A 25,652-nucleotide genomic window follows, 5' to 3' on the forward strand; every position below is an offset into this window, starting at 1 on the left:
CGATCGCCGCGTAACTATGGGTTTTTAGGCAGTCTACTTGACAGGGTTATGACCACATATCAAGGGTTTTTCATATTTTATAAGCTCATTATAAAGTCGAAGATACCGCCACGACCACATATTGACCACATAAGTCTCGTATCAAACCTCTTTAGCAAATATCAATAGTCATTACCCAGTGATAAACTGAATAGTGAGTGGTCAATTTATTTGATCTTAGTCTAATAGGTTAGATAATGGTATATTTTCGAAGGAAAAAACCCCAGTTCTTTAAGAGGTGGGGTTTTAAAAAACGTGTAAAAATCCAATCAAAGATAGTTATTTGGCTGTCGATTTTTAGATATCTTTGTTATTTTCTGTAATCAACAGCGATGTTCTGCTAGAATAAAAGTGAATAATTAGGAGATATTTCCTACTTGGGGAGTGAGAACGAATGAACGTTGGTAAATTCCACTATGTAATTTACACCGTTGAGACAGAAATAAGAAAGAATAATCTCTTAGCGCTACTCGACCAATTCAGATCATCATTTTCAACATATCTATCACAACGTAGTACCGAATCAAATGAAGAATTCAAGAGTTCGCTAGAAAATTTTAAGACAGCTACAGATTCATGCCCTAGTAATAATTTTACTGTTTCTGAACAGAACATATTGCAGCAATTAAAACTGAATGAGATGCATGGTTCAGAACTTACTGGTAAGGGGCTGTACAACAAAGTTCTGAATGCACTAACGATTAATAATGTGACACTAGCCGATGCTCTGCAACAGATAAATGAAGTGTACAACAATCTTTCAACATTCTACTCAACAATTAAGCGTATTGATGATTCTTTTACAGAACTCCAGATCGAGTTTGACGATATGGAAAGAAATGAATGTGAGATCGGATATTTAATACCGAGAGACATAACAGATAATACCATGAAAGGTCTTATTCATGAGTTTAAAAGTATCGACGATTTTTTAACCACAATAAAAGAGATTGTTTCGGAAGAAGCTAGCAGTACCAAAATTCGAACCATAAGCAATAGTGAATTTCAAGTCTTCTTAGAATCAACTCCAGCCGTTATTGGGGCAGTTATGCTTTCAGTAGAGAGAGTTGTAGCATTAATTCGAAACATCATTGAAACGAAAAAACTTTACGAAGAAATGAAAAGTAAATCAATCCCAGCCGAAATTACAGACCCATTGAAAGCATATATTGATGCCTCAGTATCTGAAGGAATAAACAAGTTGGCTGATCAACTTGTAACTGAAAATTATAAGAAGGGAGATGCAGGTAGGGCAAATGAACTGCAAGTTTTGCTGAAAAGACATTTACTTTATCTTGCTGATCGCATAGACAAAGGAGCGACTGTTGAAGTTAGAACACATGTAGAGACTGAGGGAGAGCAATCAGAAGAGCAACAACAACTTACGTTGCAAGTGGAAAATTTCAGGAAATTGATTTCTGAAAGCTCTACCTCACCAAAGAATAGTCTTTTGTTAGTTGCATCAGAAGATGAAAAAAATTGAGCGATAGTCATTATAACCCCCACGAACCTAGCGTGGGGGTTTGTTTCGCAGAATTAAAATTCCACGCCACTATAGTGTAATCACTACAACTTTTTACACTAAATCACTATTTTTGAATCCAGTGAAGGGTTACATACTTATAGATTTTTAGTACCTATCCCTTGTGGTGGATCAAACTCCGTATCAAAGATCGTGACAGGACGGATTCGGGCTATTTCCTCATGTCCTAGGAATGTTAACTTACCGATTCTTGTACGGCGAATCCAGATACCATCAAATGCTTGCTTGGCCAACGACATAGGTAATCCATAGCGCTCCTTATAAAAATGAGCATTGGGTTCTGTTTCAACTCCGATTAGTCTATAGCCTTGAACTGTTTCATATACTTTTTCTTGCATTCCTTAATCCCCTTTCAACTTAGTAGTTCTATTCGAAATCGCACGCCCTATCTTTTTTAAAGTTCTTCCTGGTCAATTAGCCCTTCTTTTTCTGCCTCTAACATTACTTGCGAATTTATTGAATACTGAATAAATTTTTGGACAACCTCGATGTTTCTTTTTTCATCGAATGGTTCATTCAAAGCTATTACGCTTCCGATCGTATCCAGTATTGATAGCATATATTTATCGAATAGTTCGTAATCTCCATCTGCATCATGTTTTAAATCTATTGAACTTATCAAATGTTTTATAGCTGCTAACCTAAGATCCGATCTCCAATAGTTCTCTCTTTCCCCCTGTATAATCAACGAAAGCGTCAAACCATTCTCATTACCCGATCCAGTTATATCAAAAGGTTTGTTAATGTCAAAGCCCATTTCAGTTATCATAGAAACAAAGTTTGATTTATTCTTCATTGTCTACCCTCCTATAATTATGGAACACATATAATTTATCAGTCACAGCCCACGGCGTCGCTTAACGCCGCCATGGGCTTGGCCCTGTATTCCCCGAGAGCAAATACAAGGTACCCTTAATCTGTCCTGCTCAAATATCAGAACTCCAAGCATTAGAATACTCCCTACAGCAGCATTAACCTACTAGACACTATTACCTCATCATTCGTAATCTCTATACTCCCATTCTGCATCATCTAAATCGAGTTGTTCCAAAATCTTATTCCTTTCATCAAAAAAATTAACGTCCTTATACCAATAGTCCTGATATTTCATAATAACTGCCTTAGCTCTACGATGTACTTCAACATCACTAACAGAAGTTAAATCCGTTCCTGACATAAGTTCGAGATATGCAAAGATAAGAAACTCCGTGTAACCTTCAAAACCCACATCATCCATAGTTTCTAAAAAGATTGCTTGCTCTCTAGTCATCATTTGATCTTCCCTCCAATTTCAATGCTGTTTCAAACTTCCTTGCTGCCTCTTTTTGCATATCACTTGTCACATGACTATACACATTCATCGTCATGGCTGCGTTTGAATGTCCCAAACGTTCTGAAACAATCTTTACATGCTCCCCGAGCTTCAAGAGAATTGTTGCGTGAGTATGCCTGGTATCATGGAAACGGATTTTTGGTACACTCGCCTTCTGTATCATTCTCCTGAAATGTCCTGTCAAACTTCTCGGATTAATTGGTTGACCAATTTCATTTGCAGCTATCAAGTCGTAATTTTCGTATACACTTCCCATTTCTCTTTTGTGTAGCTCCTGTTCTAAACGATAAGACTTTAATACCTCGACCACACTGTCAGGTATCGACACCAATCGGTTTGAACGGCTCGTTTTAGGCTCTAAGAAATGAAATTGCTGGTTAGAGTAATACAACGTGTGACAGACGCTAATTTTCCCCTGATTAAGATCGCAATCCTTCCAACGTAGTGATAATATCTCTCCCCTTCTAAGCCCTGTATACAAAGCTAATAGATACACAATGTAGTAGGTCTGGTTTTCCTCTTTAGCAACTTCTAAAAAACGGACTGCTTCGTTAATTGACCACGTCCTTTGTTCTTTACGTCCGATCCTAGGTGGAACAGCAAGTGCGACTACATTTTTTGTAATGTTCTGTAATCTGACTTGATACGTAAAAAAACTCTTTAATATGGAATGGAGATACCGAATATATTCAGGAGACAGTCCTTCTTTTACCAACGTCAAATAGAAAGATTGAATTTGATCTACTTGAACGTCTTTTAGTTTCAAATTACCCAAAGCAGGGATTATTCGTTTCAGTATTGCCTTAGAGTAATTCTCATAGGTTGAGATACGCAAGGTTGACTGTAAAATAGTCTGTAGCCAAGCTTCCATAGCTTCCTGTATCGTCTTTTTACTCGGTTCCAGATAATCTCCCTTGGTTAGTTGCGTGATCAATTCAGCACACGCTTGTTCAGCCTCTCTCTTGGTTTTGAAACCGCCTTTCGTCTTCTGATTTCTTGAACCGTCCCCCTTTCTTCCAATGTCCACTGTAAAAGACCAAAGACTGCCGCGCTTACGAAAGTATCCCTTCATGTTTAACTCCCTCTAGATGTACTGCTCGTTTAACCACTTGAACAACGCTTCTCTAGTTACACGTTTGCACCGCCCAATGCGAATCAGTGGAAAATTCGAAAGCTCCATTATGTTGTATGCCACTCTTTTGGAAACACCGATGATTTCAGCGATGTGACTCGCTGTTAATACCAAGGGATAATCCTCTATTCTAGTGACCTTAATAGTCATTGATTTTTCCTCCAAATCTGTATATGCTAATCATTGAATAAGAATTTTTTTCTTCTACGCTCTTTCTCTTCTTGGAAAGACGTATTTTTTTTGTCTAAACCAATCTCAGTCCATGTTTGAAATAATCGAGTAGTCTCCTCAATAGAATCGTGATTCCCTATCGCTGCTATAGAGAGTAGTATCCCTCTCCCTTGATCTAATAACTGTTTCAAACTGCCTTGTTTCACAAGCTCTCTAGTTAAAGGTGAAGCTTCGTAGTCCATACCAGCTTTTTGAATTACATTCCATTTCCTCTTAATTTTCCAACGGGAAACGTTGTCTCGTGATGGTTGCCTTATTGTAAACCATTCATGTGTGAGATAGGCCCACAAGCCCTCCTCCTTTTCCAGCAAATCTTCTATAGTGTTGATTGAAAACTCTTTTAACACTTCACGGCGCAATTGAAACTCTACTCTCCAGACATCTTTATCTTCATTCCATCCATGTTCTCTCCAGATTTGTTTGAACCAGTCTTTCCCTGATTTTTGAATCTCCATCGTTTTATTGTAGATCCTCGCTAGTAACGGACCACCAATACCAACTCGGAAGCCGCTAAACCTTCTTCCATTCGTGTGCTCCCCACTAACAAAGCAATCTTCCTTTTTTCTCGCTCTAGTTATCACACCTTTGGTATCAATTTGTTTAAACACTACCGAATCACTATCGGCGCATATATCTACACGTGAGACTTGATTACGATAGTAGGAGTCTGTCAATGTTTCAAACCATCCTACAAAGTTTTTATAAGCACCAGCCAAACCGAATGACCATATGTAGCCTGATAAAAAATGAACAAAAACAGGAGAATTCGTTTTCAATTCCTTATCGGCGAAAAAAATGATAAAGTCATCACATGACAATCTGTAGGGATAGAATCGTTTACCAGTACGATGAACAGTCAATGCAACGTTGTTCAACAATATTGTCTTTTCTACCCCTGTCTCTTGTGCTTCATCCTTAAACTTTTTAAAAATGTCTAAATGCGGTCTGAGACTAGATTCGTAGTTTTCAACATTTAAACCAAATTCAAGAGTATCAAAACCTTTTAATATCAAGCTTTCTACCACCTTTTCATTGTAATTTGAGAGGCGCATGTTATAGGGGTTGCGCCCTATGCGAGTGGCTAACGCCTCAGTCTTGACATGGAGCCTCTACGAGTGTGCAGGACAAGGCTTAGCGGTCAAGCCAAGTGCGGGCTTGTCCGCTAAACCAGCCTGGCACATCTCGCATCTCCACCTCAAGACCGAAGCCACCATTCCGCTTCGCTCCATGATGGTATCGGCTGCGCTACCTCGTTTCTTGCCGGGCTTGCGCAATCTTTGCAAGAATCTTTTTTTCAAACTGAATTTGAATGGCTCTTGATTTCGCTAACATTTGTAGATAGTTCTCAATCTCACTGTAGAAAGTATCTGGATAAGAATTAGACTTGTTCTGTATACCAACCACCCCGTTTTTATAATATAAATTCAAGTGATGAGTTTTTATTACAACAAAAAGGTATAACAAACCAAGGTTACTGTCAATACTTTTATGTAATTACCATTCATGATGTGAGTTTTTATAACAAAATATCTAAATTAGAAGGTGTTCTTTATGAGTTATAGTGAAATGCTTAGTAAAATGATCGAGGAAAGTGGCTTAACGTTGAAAGTGATTGCGGAAAAATGCAATGAATTCGGTGTGAAAATTGACCAGTCATATATTAGTAAACTAAAAACCGGAAAATTACCTCCAGCTTCGGATGAAGTTAATGAAGCAATTGCAAAGGTTTGTGATTTTACAATGGTTGAGGAGCTTTTATACGAGGCTTATTTGGAGAAAGCACCAGATTATATTCGTACTTTTATCAAAAACCTGGTAAAAACAACTAAGGAAATAATAGTTACCAGCTATAGAAATAAGGTTAGCGAAAAAGAGTATGCAATGTTAGAAGTGTATTATAATCGGTTATCGGACTTAAAGTTTTCAAAGCACCTTAGTCAACACACCTATAATTCAGGTTTGAACATAGGGTTACCAAACGAAGTTGGGCTTAGTGAAGAACATGAAGATGATAGCTTTGCTCCTAACGAATATATCCTAGAAATGGAAGATGATTCGATGGAGCCAACGATTCCTAAGGGTTCTATTATTCGGTGTGACAAAAGTACTCATATCAAACCAGGAGATATTGTCGTTGCCGTGTCTAGATATGACAAATCGGAGGGCTTTATTAAAAGGTATTATCCAATGGACTACGAGCCTGGGTTTGACCCTGGGATTGATCAGGAAATAATTTTTACTAGTGATAATCCTAATTACAAACCCATTATAGAAAACATTACTGACATTGAAATTGTTAGTAAAGTTATTTCAATCACCTCTACCACAAATCTATAGTTATAGAGGGAACATTCATCTGTTCCGAAAGTACATTTGTAGATGTATTGTGTAGTATGTAGTATTATACAATTACAACATACTACAGGATTCAAGACGTTAAGAGGCGCGGGGCAAAGCCCTCGCGCCATCTTGTGCGTTACTCCATTTCAATACGTAAGGCATCCCTAAAATTGCCTGTTCCGATTAACTATCATCTCAAATCCACTCTAATATTAGATGTTTCAACAGGATGACATTGACCACATTTTTGACCACACACTTGCATTATTCAACGTGATCATTGATAAGCTGAGATAAGTTGCTGATGCAATTAGCTGCACTATAGAGCACCATAATAAAACATGTTCATCTAAAGTTACACCCATCCCGAAACGGCGCATGTGGAGTCAGTGACGCTCTTGACGTTGAAATAGGTGTTAAAGAAAAGGCTAAATTCCCTTGATGCAATGGGAGTTTAGCCTTTCTCATTTGAAATAGTAGGTTTCTTTTTTGTCGCTTTTCGGAGGTCTTGGAAATAATTTGGCGAAATAAGGTATTTTGAACTACTTAGCTACAAAATAGTTTCGTTTTCGCGAAATTAAAAAAGATAAAAAGGCTGAAATATTATTACGTAGCTATTAAACACTTCAAATAAACAATAGAAATTTAATAAAGTGTTATGGGAATTGAAAAAGAAAACTATGTCGGATAAAACAACTATACTAGCGCTAAGACTTTATGATAATGCCATTGACTTTATAAATAAGAGTATGGAGGTGTAATGCTCTCCGTTGTCAAGACACGATTTTTTGAGGAATAAGTTATGTCCTCCTTTTCGTAGTCCTAGTGTTTAAGATGCGATTTTTCGATAGTATGGGCGTAAAATTGATCGGGTTTTGCTTCATTTAGAGATTGATGAGGGCGCTCCTGGTTATAAAATTAGACATAACGAACTATCTCTCTGAACTCTTAACGAACTTTATCATCAATACACCATCTTGCAGTTCGGCAGAATAACAATTTTCGTTTAAATTTTCAGTCGAATATTGATATTCGAGAATTGCATCTGCCATTTCTTGAGTGAATCTCCCCTTAAAATACGGTATATTTAGCTTCGTTCCAACTTGAAAATCTTCATCACAACAATTAGTATCAATGTGTTCTATTATCGTTTTAACTGGATCGCTTAAATCAGCCCATTTTAAATTACATTGATTATTCACCATTTTCTTCCTCCTTAAAATTATCTTTTCATTACATCAGAAGTTAAGTCATAGGAGATGAACCCCCTACTTTGAGACAGTCTACAGAAGAACAAGGCAAGGACAATTACAGGAATCGTTTGCCCCTGCATGTCAAAATTCTCCTTTCTATCAAGCTTTATAAACAGGGTTTTTTATATAAAAAAGAAGTGGGGCTACACCACTAAAAAAAGATGGTGATAGCCCACGTACTTGCATAAAAAACTATCCAAATTATTTACCACGATGCTTAGCTTTAGCTTTTTGAAGTCTTAATTCTCTTTTTCGTTCCTTCATTTCGTCTCTTTGCTGACGAGTGTATACTTTTTTCTCTATTTTTCTCTTCTCATACTCCAATTTCAAAGCCTCTTGAGCATAAGAAGAGATTCCTTTCATGCTTAGCTCGCGAGCCACTTGTCTGGCTAAACGCTTTGGATTAACCCTTCGGTCACAAGAGGTATTAATATCCACCTCTTGTGATAATTTGTTTGTGACTTCATGAATATTTTTCTGGATGAACTCCAGAATTTCATTATCCTTTGGTTCAGAACCAAATAAATATCTGCCTGCTTTTAACTTACCGAAATCATTTTCCTCTACAACACCTACCCAAAATTGACCATCATAGTAGACAGTCAGCTTCATAAATATTCCCCCTCTAAAAATATTACGGGTAACGATGGACATCCCGAGGGGGGAAGGTTACTGACATGGACAAAATTATGACCATGCGTTCGGACTACCAACCGAACCGTGTTTTTTCGTTCCCGTTGCAATATTACTGGCTCATATTGTATCATTCATTCCCTGAAACTTCCACGAAAACGCCGCCCTAATACACGACTTAATATCGCCTTCATTCGTTAAACCCTTTCCTTTATTTTGGCAGGAAGGTATTTTTCTATCATCCACCATTTCTTAGATGTTTTGGAAACTGAAGATCATATATTACATTTCAGAATCCTACTTCACCTATTCTTCCTTTAAGTTAGTATGGAAAGGTATCTTCTATTATTGTTTTGGTATTGTTCTCCCAGTCTTCTCGTATCATTGCATACCCAACAGAATCGAATAATTGTCCGCCTTGTCTCCATGATCTACGGTTATAAGATTCTTTTACAAATCCGCTATGAAAGAACGTTTTTCTCATCGCAAAATTATCATATCTGGTATGACCTTCGATTCTAATAATATGAGTGTACTTATTGAATACATATGTACTTAACCAATTAAGGACATCCTTTGCTATTCCTTTGCCTCTAAACTTTTCTTTCAATCGCAAATCGAATAAACATATGGGATCTTCTAAATCAAACACTCTTATTAAACCAATTTTTGTATGATTATCCATGATCCAAAATGTTTGGTTCCCGTTTTCGTTATAATTTCCGTTGGCTACCTTTTCTCTTATAGACTCCTCGGTAGGATTCTCCTGTCCATGAAAACTCCATGTTTCTGATGTTAAAAATTCTACTAATTCATCAACCATTTTGTTTTCAAACTCTAAATATATGTACATCGTTCTCCCCCTTTGAAACATGATTCAAATAGTCCAAGTCCGATTTATAAAGACATCCAAGCATATAATCCTTACACAAATAAAGATAATTTATCAAGTTATGATATGATAGCAAAGTATTTTCATTTCAAAAAGCTTGTCGATACAATTAGAGCTGATAGCATAGACACATAGAAAGACAACATAAACTTTCAAGTGAGCAACGAGGTTTGTGGTGGTATGTTACTTTGTGCTACATACGGAACAATCTATGCCAATAATAAGCTAGAAGTTACGCATAATTGTTAATAAAAGAGTAACTGCCGCAAATACCGGTAGAAGACCTTGAGAACATAGGAGGATACATGTCCTGGAGCAAAGTGAAGAAACAACTGGAGAGCTTTCTCTGTCCTGCGCTAAATGGAAGGGTCGAATACCGTGCAACCGGTTACCGTTATTTACCTGATAAATCCGGAATTTGTTATATTTCCGTAGATAAAAAGAACGTACTTACTATGAGTGATATAACTGGCTCAATCCGATGGTATCAGACGGAGCAGGAAATTAAGAATGATTCAGATATCCAAATTCCTATCACCAATGAAGAAATGGAAGCAGTCAGAAATGAAACCAAGGGGAACGTTCCGGAGGATCGTCTAAAAGTCATTGCAAGAAATAGAAAAATATCCGAATATGCAAAGGAGCTTTTGTCAGCACAGGCAACATTAAGTAAATCAAATTTTATCGTTGTGGCTAATCAGTTTTTATCTATTTCTATAGAGGAAAGCATAGAGAGCAATGATATCCTATTGAATATTCTAGCCTTGGTGGACAGAAGAGTTGGGAAAAAGAGGATTTTGAATATGGCCGAGAAGATGAAGTTAAAGCATCCAATTGTGCAGTATTTCTATGAATTACGGCTTAGTACATTATGAAAAATAAATATGTCAGGAAATTCGTTGTCATTATTAAACCGAAGACCCTTTTCGATTCAGGTCTTCGGCTTTTCATTTGATGGGGGCATATCGTGTCTACCAAACCGCTAGGAGGGAAAGTAGCCCTTTTTAAATATTTCGTACCATTGATTCAATTCCTCGCCTTCCAAAACACCCAATCTCTCCAAAATATGCCTTGAAAACTCCAATGCACCGCTTCCATTCGCAGTGATGAGATTCTCGTCCCGGATTGACTGACCCTCTACATAATGTTGATCTCCTCTGTAGTTGGGAGCTCCTTCCTTCAAATAAGGTAACGTATTGCCTGTATGTTTATGATTGTCCAAAAATCCGTGATTCCCCAAAAAAGTCGTAGCATCACAGATGGCTGCGACAGGAATATTCTTGCTCACACAATAATCAACCACTACTTTTGCTATCTGATTCTTTTCTTCTCTCCATCCCGTTCCGCCAGGTATGATTAACATGGCGATGTCCTCAATCTGGTTAAATGCGTTTACGCTATAATCTGGAAGGACCGTTAAACCACCCATCGAAACTTTAGGTTCCTGATCAATGGCGATGGTCTTTACACGATATCCTGTTCCTGGCTTGTTCAACTCTGAACTGACGTAACTTGCCTCCCAATCAGCAAAACCATCCGTAATAAAAATGAGCACTTCCTTCAAAGTGATTCCCTCCCTGTAACTTCATGTACAAATGAATTGTAAAACAACTTCACTGACAGTTATGGTCAGGAAAGAAAACGGAAATCACATGAACATTTTGAAGCGATCAAGCTGGAAACAAAAAACGTAAAACCATCACGGCAATAATGCCTGCGAGTACAGTTACCAATAAGCTACGTGTTTTTATCGCAATGAAAAAGGTTGGTATGGCTGCTAGAAGTTCGACATTGTTTGTAGAAAAAGAAATATTTTCACCATGTTTAAATACCTCTTGCGCTACTAGAGCAGCCATAACAGATATGGGGACATAGCTTAACCACCGTGTTGCCCAATCTGGCAATTGAAAACGACTCAATACCATAAGAGGAAGGACTCTTGGGATGAATGTAACAATTGCTGTTCCTACAATCATCAAAAAAACATCCAATCTTACTTCCATTTTTCCATCACCATCCCTATCGTTGAAGCAAAAATTGTAGCAACAATAACTCCCATACTGCTAGACAATACCGAACTGGCTCCCACAGCAATAACAACTGCGATTATCGCGACAACCACATCACGTCTGATTTTCTTTCGACTTAACATCGAAAGTACCAGAAGTCCAATAAACATCGCTGTCAAAGCAAAATCCAAACCTAATGTTTCGGGATTTGAAATCCATTGTCCCAAGAATGCTCCCGCTATATTGGCTACGCACCAGTTTAGATAAGCAGTTACATTTAGACCGTGCATCCATTTTTCACTAATGTAATTCTTTTTTGCAGCTTCGTTGATCGCAACTCCAAACGACTCGTCGGTAAGTAGAGACCCTACTAGCATGTTTCTAAGCGGAGAAAGATGCCGAAAATATGGTGCCAGGGCTGCACTAAGTAAAAGATGCCGAAGATTAACAAAGAAAATGGTAATAATAATGGTGGTAATCGAACTGCTTGCTGCCATCATTCCGGCAGCGATAAATTGGGCTGAGCCAGCATAAAGAATTAAACACATCAGGGCTATTTCAGTTATACTCAGACCCGCTGTCCTTTCGATCACACCAGCAGCGAATCCAATACTTAAATAACCGAGTAGCGTAGGGACACAATCCTTTACACCTTGGCGAAAAGTATCGTTATCTCTTGAATCTGCCACCGTTTCGATTTGGTCATTTGCCAGTCCCATTTTATCCCTCCTTAGTCTTATTTACATTCAGGGAGTTATTGTGATAACTACTATGAAAAAGTGAAAGAAAATACGGTTCAAATTACTTGAACCGTTTTCCTGTAACCACGTGGAACAGGTCAGGATGGTTAATCCAGACAGCTTCGGCTTTCTCGGGTCCAACTTCCTTAACTAATTGCGCAAACATAATGTCGTGCCTGATGTACTCCACTGCTACTAATACAAGTGCTGGGTCTTGTGTTTTTATAGCCCAAGCAGCGGTATTTGGAGCGAAATTTGCTATTAATACTTCTTCATTGTCCCTGGAGACAATGGTTAAACGACCACTCATACGTTCCTCTGCTACTTTCGGAGACATGTAATCATGATGAGTGGTTGCCCCTAACTCGGTATCGGGTGCTCCAAACAACATAGAAAATACAGGAACACCTTCTTTTACCCGCTTATCTACGTCCTGTTTAATAAAAGAAATCTGTGGTTGCCAAATCGATAACCATAGTTCTTCTCGGGCTTTGTTTATCATATCGACCATTTCTGTGATAACCAGTTCATCAGTACTAATGCGTCGAACCACGTCTACTTGCTGTTCACTTTCTAAGGCAGATAGATTTTTTTCAAGATAATCAAATGATTGCTCGAAGGAATTGCGCAATCGCGTGATTAATTCTTTAGCGGGCAAAGGAGAGTAGGTCAGAGGTTCAGATGGTACCGTATAAACTGCTCCTTTATCTAACAATTTGCCCAATACTTCATAAATCATGGAACGCGGTACACCCGATCTTTTACTAATCTCATATCCAGTTATAGGAGACTGCTTCAAGAGTCCGATATAAGCTTTGCATTCATATTGTGAAAATCCCAATTTCTGAAGTTCTTTATAGATTTCATCCAAAGAAAACCAGCACCTTTTTAGTGATTATTGTTATAACCTCTAAGTTCTATGGTGGTTATTATAATAATCACTAATCATATCGTCAATCATTTTAATGATACTTTGCGTTTGATGGCCGAGAAAACAACGAAAGAAGGGATATACGATGGATTTAGAGATGGTCATGCAAGAGCTTGAAGCTCTCGGCAAGGAACGAACCAAGAAAATTTATCTATCCAATGGCGCTCACGAACCACTTTTTGGCGTGGCTACAGGCGCTATGAAGCCCATGGCGAGAAAAATCAAGATCAATCAGCCCTTGGCGGAGCAGCTTTACGCTACCGGGAACTACGACGCCATGTACTTTGCCGGTGTGATCGCAGATCCAAAAGCAATGACCAAGGCGGATTTTGATCGATGGATGGATTCCGCTTATTTTTATATGCTGTCCGATTATGTGGTGGCAGTCACCTTATCTGAAGCAGATATTGCCCAAGAAGTTGCCGATCAATGGATCACAAGCGGCGAAGAGCTCAGAATGTCTGCTGGCTGGAGTTGTTACTGCTGGCTTTTGGGGAATCGCCCCGATCGTGAATTTTCCGAAAGCAAAATTGCCAGTATGCTTGAAACTGTAAAAAATGCGATTCACGATTCTCCCGAACGAACGAAATACGCTATGAATCAATTTATTTACACCGTGGCAACCTCCTATTTGCCACTCCACGATAAGGCGGTCGAAATTGCAAAGGAAGTAGGACCTGTAGAAGTCCAAAAAGACAAAGCAAAAAGCAAGTTCCTAAACGCTCTCGATAATATTCAAAAGGCAGTAAGTAAAGGGCAGCTTGGCTTCAAACGGAAACATGTGAGGTGTTAACCCCGTCATGTTCAAACGGAGTATCCTTTTAGAGGTTGCTCCGTTTTTTTGCGAGCAAGTCGAATTCCTCCTATTGGTAATAGTAGACGAATTTACAGGCGATACTGGACGTGTAGCGATTTTTCTGACAAGCGCGAACAAACTCCTTCTGAAGACCGAGGTCAAAATACATCGACTGCGGGATGTAACTACTCTCTGTTGGTATATTATGGTACCTAAGCTTTCGAAAATAAGATACGAGGAGATGTAGTATGTGAAGACGTTAATTGAATTCAAAAAAGTAACGAAAGAATACAAAATCGGAGAAGTGCCAATCAAAGCGCTTAATGGTGTTGATTTTTCCATAGCAGAGGGAGAATTCGTCGTTATTTTGGGGGCGAGTGGGGCTGGTAAAAGTACGATTTTGAATGTGCTAGGCGGTATGGATACGGCTACCTCAGGTCAAGTATTTGTTGGTGATCAAGAAATCACCCGATTCAACGAAAAAAAATTAACACAATACCGCGGTGAGAAAGTCGGTTTTGTCTTTCAATTCTATAACTTAATTCCGAATTTAAACGCCCTGGAAAATGTTGAATTCGCCACGGAAGTATGCAAAAACCATCTGGATGCGAAAGAGATTTTACATAAAGTTGGATTACAAAATCGCATGAAAAACTTCCCTTCTCAGCTCTCTGGCGGCGAACAACAAAGAGTTGCCATCGCAAGAGCTGTTGCCAAAAATCCTTTGCTTTTACTTTGTGATGAACCAACCGGAGCTTTGGATTATGTGACAGGTAAATCCGTCTTAAAGCTTCTCCAGGACTTGAACAAAGAGACAAAAAAGTGCGTCGTATTGGTCACACATAATTCCGCCATTGCTCCTATGGCTGACAAAATCATTAAGGTGAAAAGCGGAATGATTGAAAGCGTTACCATTAATCGTGAAAAGCAAAGTGTGGAAGGGATTGAGTGGTGATGATGAAATTATTTTTAAAAGTAGTAAGGGATATCAAACAATCGATCGGGCAATTCATCGCCTTTGTTTTGGTTATCGCAGTAGGAGCCTTTTTCTATGGGGGGCTCGTAACTTATAGCAATAATCTTAGTGCTTATACAGAAGGCTATTTTCAAGAACATAACCTAAGCGACCTGTATGTATATTACGATCAAATTTCCCAAAATGATGTCGCTGTTTTAAGTAAAATAGAAGGCATTAAAAAAATAGAAGGACGCTATACTTTTGATGCCACACAAACCTTTGAAGGTGATAAAGCTTCTTTGAAAATTCATTCCATCCCTATCAAAAACGAAATTAACACGATTGCTATGATTGAGGGCAAAATCCCGACCAAAAAGAATGAGATATTATTGGATTCTCGTTATGCGAAAGAACATCTTTTTCAAGTCGGTGATGAAATCAGTATTCGTGCGAATGAAAAAAATTTTACATTTACCATTTGCGGCTTGGGTGAGAATGTCGAACATGCCAAAAAGAACGAAATACAAGACCATAAAACCTTCGGAGTCGCTTATATTGCCGAAGAGACCATTTCTGAAATCTTCGGTGACCTTTCCTATAATGAAATCATGATCGATGCTACAGAAGGCTACGATATTGACAAATTAGGTCAATCCATTGAAGCACAATCCAAACACCTTCCTTATGTAAATCAAGTAAGCAAAGAACGGACTTTCAGCTATTCGAAAATAAATGAAACGATCCAGAATAATAAATTGATGAGTATGGTCATCCCTTTCGTTCTCTTTTTGATTGTCGCTATTATCCTGTTTCTTACCATGTCGAGAATGATTGATTCTCAAAGAACTCAAGTAGGGATTATGAAGGCTTTAGGTATCAAAAACAGTTACATCATGCTTCATTACATGGGATACCCTGTGCTGGCAGGCCTCATAGGCTCCATCATCGGTTGTGCAATTGCCGCTCTTGTATTTGTCCCATTCGTAACGGCATCGAGTGCAAGAGCCTACTCTCTGCCTGGCATTACTTACTCCCTTTCTTTCTATTCTTTTATTCCTCCCATTATTTTCTCGAGTGCATTTGGAATCCTAGCGTGTTACGTAAGTGGTAGAACCATATTAAAAGAACGTGCGGCTCAGGCTATGCGTCCTAAACCGCCAAAGAAGATGAAAACGCTACTGATAGAAAGATTTCCGGGTATTTGGAGTCATATCTCCTATAGCTACAAACTCATTTTGAGAAATATTTTCCTCAATAAACAAAAAGCTTTAGCGAGCTCCACTGGTGTCGTTGTAAGCACGGTCCTATTGATCACCGCTTTTGGCACTCAATCCGCGTTGCAAAAAGTAGCTAGCCAAATTGAAGATGTCTATACGTATGATTTACGAGTCGATTATACACTGGGAACATCTATGGATATGATAAAACTCCCCTCTGGCATGAAAAATCATTATTATTTATCCACCTTTCCTGTTGAATTCATAAAAGGTGATGAAAAAAATAATGCCACTCTCGTTGTTACCGAAAAAGAAAACACGCTCATTCATTACTTTGACGAAAATGATAATCGGATCACTTTGGAAAACAACGGTGTGCTCGTACCAAAATCCTACGCAGACAAATATCACATTGCTGCAGGAGATACCATCCAAATAACGTTCGATACACCCGAGCATAAAAATAAAACTGTAGACATGAAGGTTTTCCATATCTCTACGCAGTATTCGAACCCTTCGTTTTATATCACACCAGACTATTTAAAGAGCTTTGGCATTGACTACAGTCCAACCTCACTTTTCGTTGAAGCAAATAGCTCTGCAGATCTTATAAGTGTTCGTAACTTCTTTGAGCAAGATTCTCATGTTGAAACCATTTCAGATAGCGATGATCTAAAGAAAACCGCTGAATATATTTTGAAACAAAACAATTTTGTATTTATCATGTTTATTGTTTGTGCCGTCATCCTCTCTTTTGGCGCGATATACTCGATCTCTTCCATCAACATTTATGAAAGGAGTCGCGAGCTTGCAACCCTTAAGGTATTAGGCTATCAAAAACATAAAATAAACCGACTCATCTTTTTTGAAAACCTGATACTCACTACATTTGCGATTCTTGTTGCTTTACCGATAAGTGGTTATGTTTATTCCATGATCGTCAAGGTGCTGTCCAGTACCCATCAACAAATCCCGGATCAATTAACGATTCCTAGCCTGTTGGTTTCTGTTGTTCTTGCCTACTTGCTTACGATTCTGTCCAACTTGCTACTTCAAAGAAAAGTATCCAACATCAATATGATTGAATCATTAAAGGGAGTGGACTAAAGCTATTGACCAACTGCTTTACACGCCTGTCTTATGTCTGATCTATGTTAAAGGATAAGCTGTGTGATTTATTCGAAAATATGGATTCATCTGTTTTAATTCCCTTTTATTTCTATTATATTATACGTATGTCCAATATTTTACATTTACTATCAAAGGAGGATTTCTATGATTAACAAAAAAGCCATGAGCGCAATGTTCCTAGCTACAATGGTAGCAACAGGAGTCGTAAGTTATACAGTACCTACAGCAGCAGCAAAGATAAGTGAATCTACAAGTCATTTAAATCTTTATCCACCAGGAGTATTTTCTTACACACCGACACCAGAGGAAGAAGCGCAATGGGGTTACCGCTGGGCCTTTTTGGATAAAGAACAGACTCTTAGAAAGTACGTTTATAAAGAACATGCATTGATGCAATACAATCAATATGGACCGGAATCTGATTGGAAAGGCTCAAACAAAGGAGTGTTTGCATACAAACCAACGCCAGAGGAAGATGCACAATGGGGCTATCGTTGGGCATTTATCGATAAAGAAGGCAAGGTTCGAAAGTTTGTAAAGAAAGAGAATGCTGATTTGATTTATAAGCAGATTTTTGGTTGAGCTATAAAATCTTATACTTTGGGTAATAGGCCGTCATCCGTTTCCATCCTGGACCTGTCTTCATACGATAAACAAAAACAGGGAGGAAATGAGGAATGCCCAAAAAAGTCTCGCTTTGTGAGCAGTTCTCCAGAATTATTAGGGGGCAATCCGGTTTTGCCGGCGGAAAATGTGTCTCAACCATCAATCGCAATCAAATAAAAGCGACTATTTTGGGGAAAAGATTTCGCGTAACTTCTTCTTTTTCATTTGAATCCTTGAATCCAAAAACGGGCAAAGCGCTTTGCTTAGGGAGAGCTGCCTTCTTGCAGAAAGAAGTCAATCCGTTCATTACAACCATTCGGAAGCAAGGCATAAAAGTCTCGTCTATCCATAATGAATGGTTATTCGATCGTCCCCGCTTGATTTATGTAAATATAGAAGCAGTCGATAGACCTCTGGCTTTCGCAAGAAAAGTAAGGCGAGCATTGGATGCCATTCCTTCATGAGAATAGAAAGAAACGAGTCCTCTCTGTCACCGCAGGGAGGATTTTTCGTCTATAGAACCTAACAGCTCCATCAGCTATAATGAAAAACAACCAAAAATAGGGATTTTAGTGAAAAATCAGTACTCACTCAAACCTCCTACTAGGAAGGATGGATTCTCTTGGATACACAGATCATCGATATAGGCGTAAACCTGATGCACCGCTCCTTTCACCAAGACCGCGATGAGGTCGTTGCGAGAGCAGAGAAACAAGGAATATACCCGTTAATTTTGACAGGGACAAGCTTGAGAAACAGTATAGATGCCTCACGATATGCGAGTCGCTCCAAAGGAAAGCTGTACACTACGGCAGGTATTCATCCTCACGATGCAAAAAGCTGTGATGAATCCACGATCAAAAAATTAAGAGAACTGGCAACTCTTCCCCATGTGGTAGCCATTGGAGAGTGCGGGCTGGATTATAACCGCGACTTCTCCCCGCGTGATATCCAAAGAAAGTGGTTCATCGAACAAATCTCCCTGGCCACAGAACTTCAACTGCCGGTGTTTTTACATGAACGCGATGCTCACCTTGATTTTGTCTCGATCCTCAAAGAGCATCGTCAAAATATCAATCGTGGGGTTGTACACTGCTTTACCGGAACCTCCAAGGAATTGGAAACCTATTTAGAGATGGACTTCCATATCGGGATTACGGGATGGATTTGTGATGAACGACGCGGGAAGCATCTTCGAGAGCTTGTCAGAAAAATTCCCTTGAATCGTTTGATGATTGAAACAGACGCGCCATTTTTAACCCCTCGTGATTTGAAAGAAAAGCCTGTGGATGGTCGGAATGAGCCAATGTATTTGAGACATATATTGCACGCGGTGGCACAATGCATGGGATTGAGCCCTGAAGAAGTGGCCAGCGCTACTACCAAGACTGCGAAAGAATTTTTTAACGTATAGGTAGTTTTCTAAAGAGGGCTAATGCCCTCTTTTTCATTTTGTGACAAGGCAGTGAATAGAGAGCATTTCACAAAAACGCCGCTTTACGATTGTTAAAAATAGATTTAAATTACAAATAATGGATATCAGAAAAGAGAGGTGGTTTGTTTATGCTTAAAAAAAGTATGGTTTCAAGTCTCGGTCTTTTATTCGTTGTGATGTCTTTCACACTTCCTACTCAGGCTGCAGAACCAACGCTTTTGAAATCGTCCGAACAAAATATTTCATCCCATGCATCACTAAAGCAATCCTTATCAGCGAGCTCTTCTTATGGAGCGAAAATGTGGATCAAGAACAATCAACTAGTCCCACAAGGCTGGGTAATTACCGACAGTACTAGTACCCAATTCGAAATTACATGCGTGATTGGGGCTACGTACCGAGCGACACTCTGGATCAAGTACAACCAACGGATTCCTGATGGATGGGCTGTAATAGATAGCAGTGGTACTTCTCTTCAAATGATTTATACACAAGGCGCAGGTTACGGTGATAAACTGTGGATGCGGAACAATCAAATCGTGCCGCAAGGATGGGTCATTACAGATAGTACGACGGATAAATTTGAAATTACGAGCATTCAAAGAGCGCCAAAGGGAGCGAAGCTATGGATCAGGTATAATCAACAGATTCCAGCAGGCTGGGTCGTTACCGATCGGTTTAACATGCGAATAGAAATCACATTTATGGGCTAGGACCACTATTGTAGTGGGACGCGAATTATCTGCGTTCCACTTTTTTATTTTGAAAGTGAAAGATTGTCAGCAGCTTTTCCGTCTATACAGTGACAAGGAGGTGGAACACCAGTGGAGGATCATACTGGCGCACGAATTGAGCAATGGTTTCACTCATACAGCCAAGATGTTTATCGTTTCCTGGTCTATTATACAGGACGAACAGACATCGACGATCTGGTGCAGGAGACCTTTATTCGTGCCCTCAAAGCTATGCAGGCAACAGAGGTTGAGAATCCCAAAACGTGGCTGTTTGCCATAGCACGAAACGTAGCCATTGATGAAAGACGCAAAACAAAGCTACTCAGGTGGTTGCCGGAAATCTTCTTGCAGCATCTCGTTTCGCACGACAAAACTCCGGAAGAGTCGCTGATGTTAAGTGAAAATAAGCGTTTGCTCTATGAAATGATCAATCAATTAAAGTCTTCTTATCGGGATGTGTTGATACTAAGAGGGATCAAAGGACTATCGAGCAAGGAGACTGCAGAGGTGTTGGGCTGGAGCGAATCCAAGGTCAATCTCACGATGCATAGAGCGATAAAGTCGATTCAAAACAAACGAAATGTTTCGATTGCGGAGGTGATGAACGATGCGATCATGTGAGGAGCAGATCATTCTGGAAGAATTGAATCAATTCCCGGAGCAAATCCTTTCCCGAGAACGAAGCCAAGCAATATTAGAAGGTGTGCGAGAAGAAGGAGGTAAACTTCAAAAAGTGAACAAACGAAAAATGTATTATGGATGGATGGCAAAAGGGCTGATCACCTGCGGCCTGTTACTCGGTTTTTTCTGGATGAAACCATTTTCTGCACCAGCAGAATCAACGAGCAGTGCAGCCTTGAATCCTGAAGAACAAACGTATTTTGCAGCTGCTCAAAAAGCCGTACAAGATGCGAGTGGCATTCAAAAGACCTTCTCATTTGGAGAGATTGAGAAAGACGCAGACTCCTATAGGGTACAGGCAAAGAATCAAGAAACCCGAGAAGCCATCGTCACTTTTAAGCCTGGTACCACAGAGGTTCTTACCGTCTTTGCGAGGTTTGCGATCAACGAATTACCGAAGTCCTATCATACATATGTAGAGACTGCACAAGAAGCATTTAAGGATACGAAGCAACAGGTTACCTTCCAAAATACCGGTTTTTTCAAAAGTGAGAAGGAAGCATATTTTTCCTTTTGGACAGATGACAAACAATATGTCACAGTCGATCTCCCAACAAATAAAGTGTCTGATTTCATATTATATTACAACCTAGAAGACGTCGATCAAAAGATCATCTCCATGGCGCAAACAGCTTTGACCCGTTTATCCAATGAAAAAAATCTTTCCTTTACCCAGGCCCAAAAACGTTCAGATGAACGTGAAGAGAAATGGTTGCTCATGAATAAACAAAAGAAATATGAAGTAATGATCGGGGCAAAAACAGGTCAAGTGTATGAAGTAAGCCATGGAGCAGAAAACTATAAAATCAAAGCACTAAATGAAGTCATCCCTGTAACCAAGCCACTTATTCAGGACATTTTTGGCGTAGATATTTCTGGATATACGGCTTACGGCGGTCGGGACTGGGGCGGCTATATTTTGAGAAGTCCGGGGAAACCAAGTTTCTCCATACAGCTTGGAAATTTGGATGTTGGTGATATTAATCGAATTGAAATCGAATAGGCGACTTGGCTCGGTCATAGCAGAGGAAAACGGGTTCTATATTACGTATATGGAACCCGTTTTCCTTTTCCATCGTACTTTTGTTAGTCGATGGACAGCTTCATTTTCAGCCCCTCATGCGTCGCTTTAAATCCTAAGCGTTCATAAAAGCGCAACGCATCTTCTCGTTGTTTATCTGTCGTTAGTTGACACAGATGGCAGCCCCTCTCTTTCGCCCGTTCAATCGCCCATTCAATTAACTCGCTCCCAACTCCTTGACCCCTTTCCGTAGATGCTATCCGAACCCCCTCAATCGTCGCTCTCCAGCTACCTTGAAGTGTCAGATAAGGAGTAAACGTAATCTGAAGGACACCAATAATTTCCTCATCCCGGCACGCCACAATCAATTCGTTATTGGGATCTGCGTCAATGGATTCAAACGCTTTTATGTAACTTTCTGGTAGCGGAGTTTCGTAACGCTCTCTCGTCTTGCCTAATTCATCATCCGCAAGCATTTGAACAATTCTATTCAGGTCTTTTGCTGTTGCGACTCGAAAATGAATCATCGTTTGCCTCCAACTGATTTTTGTGTGATTATTGTAACATCTTACAAAAAACCCCTTTAGTAAAAAGGGGTCGGGAATTCGTATATTTTTACTTGCACGTATTTCTTCTATTCGGATTCAAAATCAGCGCATCATCTTCCAGCTCAAACAATTTATCCAAAAGCGCATCCATGCCATGCTCCAATTTATATTCCATCTCTTCTTTATACAAAGGAATCAAGAAATAGGTATGAATCTTGTTCCCGTCCTTGGTGGGAATGACACTGATTTCCTCTGATAGCTGAAACAGAACGACTCCATTTAAACCCGTGCCATCCGCATACGGTTCATATTCCTGATAATTCGGTATCGTATGCCCGTATCCCAACCATGTATTGTACTGGTGAGGAAACCGTGCCAGCATTTTCATCAGTCTAATTGGCCAGTAGTTATTTTCATCCTCTAGCGACTCTTGTGTCAGTTCCCAGGAAGCCGGCAAAAATATCATCAGTTCTGCTCGCTCAATATTCTCTTCCATCTGCTCCTGTATTTCATCCGGGATCGTCATCGGCAGATCACTCATCCCATTCGTATACAGAACCCAAAATGGCTCTTCTTCTGTAGGGCTCATCACATTCACATCAATATGGATCGTATCGGAAATAATTTCGTGAAAAACATTGCTTTCTCTTCCGGCAAATACCTTTTCAAAGTGGGCAACGATTTCTTCTACATATTCCATGGGAGCCGGGGGTTCATAATCAGCTTGTTCGTTATATGTGTAAATCGTAGTGCCGTCTTTTGACTTTTCTCCGTTGTTTGTACCGCCGAATAGCTTCTTGAAAAAGTTCATCGCAGATCCTCACCTTCTTATCATTCAGACGCTTGGTCCTCTCTATTGTATCGGCTTAAGATACACCCATGTTTTACCTTATCTATGTATTTCTTGCAAGAGAATTCCGAATCAACTTGCATAAAAAAGAGGGAAGCCTCGCTAGCGCTCCCTCTTTTTCGTCTTTCTTATTTCCATTCTGTATAATACCTGATCTCTTCTTTATCTACTTTGAATCCAACCGATTTGTATAGAGACAAGGCTGATATATTCGTCGTTTCAACCATGAGATACGCGGATTTCAGCTCATGCGATTTTAGATACTCCAATGCTTGTGCCAGTAAAAACTTCGCAAATCCACGCTTCCGCCAAGGTTCTTGTACGAAAACATCCTCGATTACTCCATCTTCTTCCTCTCGCCATGCCATCAAGCCCGCAGCTATCGTATTGTTATAACGAATCACCATTGATGTCCAGAGCGCTTTACTCTTGTATTCAGACAATCGTTCATGTCCTAACGGAGCATCCGGCCAGATCGTGGCTTCCACATTCAAGTAATCTTTTTCTTCCTCTGAGCTCTCCATTTTCCAATATGAAAAATCAAAGTCTTCGTCCAGCGTTAACACAGGAATAGGCTCTAGTAAATCGCGTTTCATCTGATACAAGCTATTCAAATGCTTGTAGCCCATTTGAGTGAAAAATCGGTTGTTCTTTGTTTCAGATGAATCGTTTCCGACACATAGCATCGTTTGGTACGTAGCTGGCAACGTTTCTTTTAATTGCAGAGCTCTTTGCAGAAGATGTTGGTACACCTTTTCTAGCAATTCGGCGTCATCGTCTCGTTCCGGGAGCGTTTTTAGATTCACGTAGATTGAATGCTTGTTTTCTTCTGAACGTCCGGGAGGGATCGTATTTATGATACTGACTTGCCCCTTCGCGATCATTTTTCCATTTTCAAATGCACAATAGACATTACACCAATTTGCTTCTTCACCGACCCACCAAAACGTCGCGTTTTCTTTTGCAGTAACAGCTTGATATAGTTCGCCAAGTAACGGAAAGTCTTCCTTTTGAAAATTCCGAATAATAACGTCAGTTGAAAATTGCCTCACCTTTATACCCCTTTCAAAATTTTTCCCTTTGTTAGCATTTGCTCCATCACAATAAACGCCTCCTTTAACAGTTGTTGTCATATGGATTATACTGGGGTATGAAAACGATGGAAATACCTAGCGAGTTCAGCTAATCTTGATCTTCAAAAAGGAGCTTGCTTATGGACACGAGAATCCCGGAAAGCATTAGACCTTTCATACACGACTATACGCAACGACTTATGGCTGAACTGCCTACTGTCATCTACGGTGTGTATTTGTATGGCTCTATTGCTCTATCTGGTTTTGAGGAAGATAACAGCGATATTGATTTTGTAACACTTTTGCATAGAGGATTAACGAATGCTGAAATAGAAACGCTCAAGAACATTCATCAGGCTCTGCAAAACACCAATCCATTCGCTAAAAGAATGGACGGCATGTATATCCAGCTGGATGACGTCGGAAAAGCCAATCCATCCTTGGAGCCTTATCCTTACGTTGACAATGGGACATTCAAATCATCCGGCCACTATGATGTCAATCATGTGACGTGGTGGATCCTCAAGCAACAGGGCATTACCGTTATGGGGAAAAGCGTTGAAGCATTACACATCCCTACCCAATGGTTGGATGTCGGGGAAACGATGAAATACAATGTCCATGATTATTGGGCGCCGAAAGGAAAAAGCATGGTGAAATTCATGCTCGATGAGTGGGTAGAATTCGCCGTTTTCACCTTATGCCGAATCTATTACGCGCTCATCCATGAGAGCATTATTCCGAAAAAAAAAGCTGTAGAACAGGCTCTGCATGAGCTTCCCAGTGAATGGCATCCCTTGCTGAAAGAATCCTTGCGAATACGCTACCACCCAAATGAACCATCTTTATTTTCGAACAGATTCAAGCGGGCAAAGGAAACCCAGAGATTTATTCGCTATATCTGTGAATTGTCGCCTAGTCATACGGAATAAAGAAGGAGATTGGCTTATGAAGATCATGGAGCATTTGCAGCTTGAGCATTTTAAACAAATGGAACAACTCGAGCTTCAATACTACGATGCTGAATTTATTACACCGTACCAAGAGAGCTACAATTGGTATTTGTTTCGTCCCGATTCGGTCGTTGCGATCGAAGAGAATGGGCGCATCATTGCTTTTATGAACCTGCTTCCCGTCAAGCCGCATATTTACCTGCAAATTGCACAAGGGACATTTAAAGACAGCCTGATGACGACCGCGGATATCGAGGATTTAACGACTTCTCCCGAGCAAGTTTATTATTTTCTGTCCTGTGTCATTGTCGATCATTCTTATCGGAAAAGCCCTGCCTTGCGCATGATGCTACATCATTATCTCGATGTACTGGCTCATGTCGAGCAGAGTGGCTGCCGTATCCAATCGATCATCATGGATAATATCACAGAAGCAGGCAATCGGTTCGCTCAGCGCCTTTGCATGAAGCATGTATGTATAAGCGACCACGACTCTCATATACATGCCTCGGATTATGAAAGCTTCAAACAACATGTGCACGCGAGTTATCCCCTGCTGTCCCGCTAAAGGCT

General features: G+C 39.7%; 31 protein-coding genes and 1 pseudogene. 16 read left to right on the top strand and 16 right to left on the bottom strand.

The genetic code is table 11. The features are described from left to right. Positions 1–433 precede the first annotated feature (433 nt). Positions 434–1,522, top strand: a complete 1,089-nt coding sequence (locus tag KB186_RS22370; protein WP_173611371.1) for a hypothetical protein — start codon at positions 434–436, stop codon at positions 1,520–1,522. Between the two features lie 137 nt (positions 1,523–1,659). Here the strand turns inward: KB186_RS22370 and KB186_RS22375 are convergent, their stop codons facing one another. The 6 genes from KB186_RS22375 to KB186_RS22400 form a co-directional block, all read right to left on the bottom strand. Then, positions 1,660–1,920 carry a hypothetical protein gene (locus KB186_RS22375; protein WP_173611370.1) on the bottom strand — a complete coding sequence of 87 codons (261 nt, stop codon included), beginning with the start codon at positions 1,918–1,920 and terminating at the stop codon, positions 1,660–1,662. A gap of 56 nt (positions 1,921–1,976) precedes the next feature. Continuing rightward, a complete protein-coding gene (locus tag KB186_RS22380) occupies positions 1,977–2,378 on the bottom strand; it encodes a hypothetical protein (protein WP_173611369.1) in 402 nt (133 codons plus the stop codon). Positions 2,379–2,579: 201 nt separating this feature from the next. Further along, positions 2,580–2,855, bottom strand: coding sequence for a hypothetical protein (locus KB186_RS22385; protein WP_173611368.1), 276 nt, complete (start codon positions 2,853–2,855; stop codon positions 2,580–2,582). After that, positions 2,845–3,987, bottom strand: a complete 1,143-nt coding sequence (locus tag KB186_RS22390) for a site-specific integrase (RefSeq protein ID WP_173611367.1) — start codon at positions 3,985–3,987, stop codon at positions 2,845–2,847. Before KB186_RS22390 ends, KB186_RS22385 begins: the two co-directional genes overlap by 11 nt. 12 nt (positions 3,988–3,999) lie before the next feature. Further along, positions 4,000–4,197, bottom strand: a complete 198-nt coding sequence (locus KB186_RS22395; RefSeq protein WP_173611366.1) for a helix-turn-helix domain-containing protein — start codon at positions 4,195–4,197, stop codon at positions 4,000–4,002. Positions 4,198–4,223: 26 nt separating this feature from the next. Continuing rightward, positions 4,224–5,291, bottom strand: coding sequence for a replication initiation factor (locus KB186_RS22400; RefSeq protein ID WP_173611365.1), 1,068 nt, complete (start codon positions 5,289–5,291; stop codon positions 4,224–4,226). 58 nt (positions 5,292–5,349) lie between these two features. Between KB186_RS22400 and KB186_RS22405 the strand changes: the two genes are divergently transcribed. After that, positions 5,350–5,598 carry a hypothetical protein gene (locus tag KB186_RS22405; RefSeq protein WP_173611364.1) on the top strand — a complete coding sequence of 83 codons (249 nt, stop codon included), beginning with the start codon at positions 5,350–5,352 and terminating at the stop codon, positions 5,596–5,598. Positions 5,599–5,829: 231 nt separating this feature from the next. After that, positions 5,830–6,615: a LexA family transcriptional regulator gene (locus tag KB186_RS22410; protein ID WP_173611363.1), complete on the top strand. Its 786-nt coding sequence runs from the start codon at positions 5,830–5,832 to the stop codon at positions 6,613–6,615. 935 nt (positions 6,616–7,550) lie between these two features. Here the strand turns inward: KB186_RS22410 and KB186_RS22415 are convergent. The 3 genes from KB186_RS22415 to KB186_RS22425 all read right to left on the bottom strand — a co-directional run bounded on the left by KB186_RS22415 (position 7,551) and on the right by KB186_RS22425 (position 9,357). Continuing rightward, positions 7,551–7,823 carry a hypothetical protein gene (locus tag KB186_RS22415; RefSeq protein ID WP_232774389.1) on the bottom strand — a complete coding sequence of 91 codons (273 nt, stop codon included), beginning with the start codon at positions 7,821–7,823 and terminating at the stop codon, positions 7,551–7,553. A gap of 249 nt (positions 7,824–8,072) precedes the next feature. Continuing rightward, a complete protein-coding gene (locus tag KB186_RS22420; RefSeq protein WP_173611361.1) occupies positions 8,073–8,483 on the bottom strand; it encodes a YjdF family protein in 411 nt (136 codons plus the stop codon). A gap of 343 nt (positions 8,484–8,826) precedes the next feature. Continuing rightward, the gene (locus KB186_RS22425) at positions 8,827–9,357 is read right to left on the bottom strand and encodes a GNAT family N-acetyltransferase (protein ID WP_221868766.1); all 531 of its coding nucleotides are present in this window, start codon (positions 9,355–9,357) and stop codon (positions 8,827–8,829) included. 12 nt (positions 9,358–9,369) lie between these two features. On the opposite strand from KB186_RS22425, the pseudogene KB186_RS22430 reads away from it, so the two are divergent. Next, a pseudogene (locus KB186_RS22430) lies at positions 9,370–9,645 on the top strand (hypothetical protein); the annotation flags it as partial. 56 nt (positions 9,646–9,701) lie between these two features. Further along, the gene (locus tag KB186_RS22435; RefSeq protein ID WP_173611359.1) at positions 9,702–10,271 is read left to right on the top strand and encodes an SF0329 family protein; all 570 of its coding nucleotides are present in this window, start codon (positions 9,702–9,704) and stop codon (positions 10,269–10,271) included. Positions 10,272–10,378: 107 nt separating this feature from the next. Here the strand turns inward: KB186_RS22435 and KB186_RS22440 are convergent, their stop codons facing one another. The 4 genes from KB186_RS22440 to KB186_RS22455 all read right to left on the bottom strand — a co-directional run bounded on the left by KB186_RS22440 (position 10,379) and on the right by KB186_RS22455 (position 13,016). Beyond that, positions 10,379–10,960, bottom strand: a complete 582-nt coding sequence (locus KB186_RS22440; protein WP_232774390.1) for a type 1 glutamine amidotransferase family protein — start codon at positions 10,958–10,960, stop codon at positions 10,379–10,381. 106 nt (positions 10,961–11,066) lie between these two features. Further along, a complete protein-coding gene (locus KB186_RS22445) occupies positions 11,067–11,399 on the bottom strand; it encodes an AzlD domain-containing protein (protein ID WP_173611357.1) in 333 nt (110 codons plus the stop codon). After that, positions 11,390–12,124: an AzlC family ABC transporter permease gene (locus KB186_RS22450; RefSeq protein ID WP_173611356.1), complete on the bottom strand. Its 735-nt coding sequence runs from the start codon at positions 12,122–12,124 to the stop codon at positions 11,390–11,392. The genes KB186_RS22445 and KB186_RS22450 overlap by 10 nt, the downstream gene beginning before the upstream one ends. 82 nt (positions 12,125–12,206) lie before the next feature. Then, entirely contained in the window at positions 12,207–13,016 is an 810-nt protein-coding gene (locus KB186_RS22455) for a TrmB family transcriptional regulator (RefSeq protein WP_012684714.1), read from the bottom strand. A 145-nt stretch (positions 13,017–13,161) separates the two neighbouring features. On the opposite strand from KB186_RS22455, the gene KB186_RS22460 reads away from it, so the two are divergent. The 9 genes from KB186_RS22460 (at position 13,162) to KB186_RS22500 (ending at position 21,637) form a co-directional block, all read left to right on the top strand. Further along, positions 13,162–13,869 (top strand): DNA alkylation repair protein, encoded by a 708-nt coding sequence (locus KB186_RS22460; protein WP_173611355.1) that lies wholly within the window; start codon positions 13,162–13,164, stop codon positions 13,867–13,869. A 253-nt stretch (positions 13,870–14,122) separates the two neighbouring features. Beyond that, positions 14,123–14,827, top strand: a complete 705-nt coding sequence (locus KB186_RS22465) for an ABC transporter ATP-binding protein (protein WP_173611354.1) — start codon at positions 14,123–14,125, stop codon at positions 14,825–14,827. A gap of 2 nt (positions 14,828–14,829) precedes the next feature. After that, positions 14,830–17,154: an ABC transporter permease gene (locus tag KB186_RS22470; RefSeq protein WP_232774430.1), complete on the top strand. Its 2,325-nt coding sequence runs from the start codon at positions 14,830–14,832 to the stop codon at positions 17,152–17,154. Positions 17,155–17,322: 168 nt separating this feature from the next. Then, a complete protein-coding gene (locus KB186_RS22475) occupies positions 17,323–17,760 on the top strand; it encodes a hypothetical protein (protein ID WP_173611353.1) in 438 nt (145 codons plus the stop codon). 95 nt (positions 17,761–17,855) lie between these two features. Beyond that, on the top strand, positions 17,856–18,248 hold the full coding sequence (locus KB186_RS22480) for a DUF1259 domain-containing protein (RefSeq protein ID WP_221868769.1): 393 nt from the start codon (positions 17,856–17,858) through the stop codon (positions 18,246–18,248). Between the two features lie 158 nt (positions 18,249–18,406). After that, positions 18,407–19,198 (top strand): TatD family hydrolase, encoded by a 792-nt coding sequence (locus KB186_RS22485; RefSeq protein WP_221868770.1) that lies wholly within the window; start codon positions 18,407–18,409, stop codon positions 19,196–19,198. Between the two features lie 149 nt (positions 19,199–19,347). Further along, positions 19,348–19,932 carry a hypothetical protein gene (locus KB186_RS22490; protein ID WP_173611350.1) on the top strand — a complete coding sequence of 195 codons (585 nt, stop codon included), beginning with the start codon at positions 19,348–19,350 and terminating at the stop codon, positions 19,930–19,932. Between the two features lie 111 nt (positions 19,933–20,043). After that, on the top strand, positions 20,044–20,574 hold the full coding sequence (locus KB186_RS22495; RefSeq protein ID WP_173611349.1) for an RNA polymerase sigma factor: 531 nt from the start codon (positions 20,044–20,046) through the stop codon (positions 20,572–20,574). Next, the gene (locus tag KB186_RS22500) at positions 20,561–21,637 is read left to right on the top strand and encodes a hypothetical protein (protein ID WP_173611348.1); all 1,077 of its coding nucleotides are present in this window, start codon (positions 20,561–20,563) and stop codon (positions 21,635–21,637) included. The genes KB186_RS22495 and KB186_RS22500 overlap by 14 nt, the downstream gene beginning before the upstream one ends. An 83-nt stretch (positions 21,638–21,720) precedes the next feature. On the opposite strand, the gene KB186_RS22505 is transcribed toward KB186_RS22500, so the two are convergent. From KB186_RS22505 to KB186_RS22515, 3 genes are all read right to left on the bottom strand, one after another. Next, positions 21,721–22,182 carry a GNAT family N-acetyltransferase gene (locus KB186_RS22505; RefSeq protein WP_173611347.1) on the bottom strand — a complete coding sequence of 154 codons (462 nt, stop codon included), beginning with the start codon at positions 22,180–22,182 and terminating at the stop codon, positions 21,721–21,723. 88 nt (positions 22,183–22,270) lie between these two features. Beyond that, entirely contained in the window at positions 22,271–23,014 is a 744-nt protein-coding gene (locus tag KB186_RS22510) for a suppressor of fused domain protein (protein WP_173611346.1), read from the bottom strand. A 167-nt stretch (positions 23,015–23,181) separates the two neighbouring features. Further along, complete coding sequence (locus KB186_RS22515) at positions 23,182–24,105, bottom strand: GNAT family N-acetyltransferase (protein WP_221868771.1); 924 nt, start codon at positions 24,103–24,105, stop codon at positions 23,182–23,184. Positions 24,106–24,266: 161 nt separating this feature from the next. Between KB186_RS22515 and KB186_RS22520 the strand changes: the two genes are divergently transcribed. Beyond that, positions 24,267–25,058, top strand: coding sequence for an aminoglycoside adenylyltransferase domain-containing protein (locus KB186_RS22520; RefSeq protein ID WP_232774391.1), 792 nt, complete (start codon positions 24,267–24,269; stop codon positions 25,056–25,058). Between the two features lie 16 nt (positions 25,059–25,074). Further along, positions 25,075–25,647: a hypothetical protein gene (locus tag KB186_RS22525; protein WP_232774392.1), complete on the top strand. Its 573-nt coding sequence runs from the start codon at positions 25,075–25,077 to the stop codon at positions 25,645–25,647. Positions 25,648–25,652 lie beyond the last annotated feature (5 nt).

This window comes from Brevibacillus sp. AF8 (assembly GCF_021270385.1).
GTDB lineage: Bacteria > Bacillota > Bacilli > Brevibacillales > Brevibacillaceae > Brevibacillus.

Coding starts and splice junctions, on each gene's coding strand:
- KB186_RS22370 (WP_173611371.1), top strand. CDS start 434: ATGAACGTTGGTAAATTCCACTATGTAATTTACACCGTTGAGACAGAA.
- KB186_RS22375 (WP_173611370.1), bottom strand. CDS start 1,920: ATGCAAGAAAAAGTATATGAAACAGTTCAAGGCTATAGACTAATCGGA.
- KB186_RS22380 (WP_173611369.1), bottom strand. CDS start 2,378: ATGAAGAATAAATCAAACTTTGTTTCTATGATAACTGAAATGGGCTTT.
- KB186_RS22385 (WP_173611368.1), bottom strand. CDS start 2,855: ATGATGACTAGAGAGCAAGCAATCTTTTTAGAAACTATGGATGATGTG.
- KB186_RS22390 (WP_173611367.1), bottom strand. CDS start 3,987: ATGAAGGGATACTTTCGTAAGCGCGGCAGTCTTTGGTCTTTTACAGTG.
- KB186_RS22395 (WP_173611366.1), bottom strand. CDS start 4,197: ATGACTATTAAGGTCACTAGAATAGAGGATTATCCCTTGGTATTAACA.
- KB186_RS22405 (WP_173611364.1), top strand. CDS start 5,350: ATGCGAGTGGCTAACGCCTCAGTCTTGACATGGAGCCTCTACGAGTGT.
- KB186_RS22410 (WP_173611363.1), top strand. CDS start 5,830: ATGAGTTATAGTGAAATGCTTAGTAAAATGATCGAGGAAAGTGGCTTA.
- KB186_RS22415 (WP_232774389.1), bottom strand. CDS start 7,823: ATGGTGAATAATCAATGTAATTTAAAATGGGCTGATTTAAGCGATCCA.
- KB186_RS22420 (WP_173611361.1), bottom strand. CDS start 8,483: ATGAAGCTGACTGTCTACTATGATGGTCAATTTTGGGTAGGTGTTGTA.
- KB186_RS22425 (WP_221868766.1), bottom strand. CDS start 9,357: ATGTACATATATTTAGAGTTTGAAAACAAAATGGTTGATGAATTAGTA.
- KB186_RS22435 (WP_173611359.1), top strand. CDS start 9,702: ATGTCCTGGAGCAAAGTGAAGAAACAACTGGAGAGCTTTCTCTGTCCT.
- KB186_RS22445 (WP_173611357.1), bottom strand. CDS start 11,399: ATGGAAGTAAGATTGGATGTTTTTTTGATGATTGTAGGAACAGCAATT.
- KB186_RS22450 (WP_173611356.1), bottom strand. CDS start 12,124: ATGGGACTGGCAAATGACCAAATCGAAACGGTGGCAGATTCAAGAGAT.
- KB186_RS22460 (WP_173611355.1), top strand. CDS start 13,162: ATGGATTTAGAGATGGTCATGCAAGAGCTTGAAGCTCTCGGCAAGGAA.
- KB186_RS22470 (WP_232774430.1), top strand. CDS start 14,830: ATGAAATTATTTTTAAAAGTAGTAAGGGATATCAAACAATCGATCGGG.
- KB186_RS22475 (WP_173611353.1), top strand. CDS start 17,323: ATGATTAACAAAAAAGCCATGAGCGCAATGTTCCTAGCTACAATGGTA.
- KB186_RS22480 (WP_221868769.1), top strand. CDS start 17,856: ATGCCCAAAAAAGTCTCGCTTTGTGAGCAGTTCTCCAGAATTATTAGG.
- KB186_RS22490 (WP_173611350.1), top strand. CDS start 19,348: ATGCTTAAAAAAAGTATGGTTTCAAGTCTCGGTCTTTTATTCGTTGTG.
- KB186_RS22500 (WP_173611348.1), top strand. CDS start 20,561: ATGCGATCATGTGAGGAGCAGATCATTCTGGAAGAATTGAATCAATTC.
- KB186_RS22505 (WP_173611347.1), bottom strand. CDS start 22,182: ATGATTCATTTTCGAGTCGCAACAGCAAAAGACCTGAATAGAATTGTT.
- KB186_RS22510 (WP_173611346.1), bottom strand. CDS start 23,014: ATGAACTTTTTCAAGAAGCTATTCGGCGGTACAAACAACGGAGAAAAG.
- KB186_RS22520 (WP_232774391.1), top strand. CDS start 24,267: ATGGACACGAGAATCCCGGAAAGCATTAGACCTTTCATACACGACTAT.
- KB186_RS22525 (WP_232774392.1), top strand. CDS start 25,075: ATGAAGATCATGGAGCATTTGCAGCTTGAGCATTTTAAACAAATGGAA.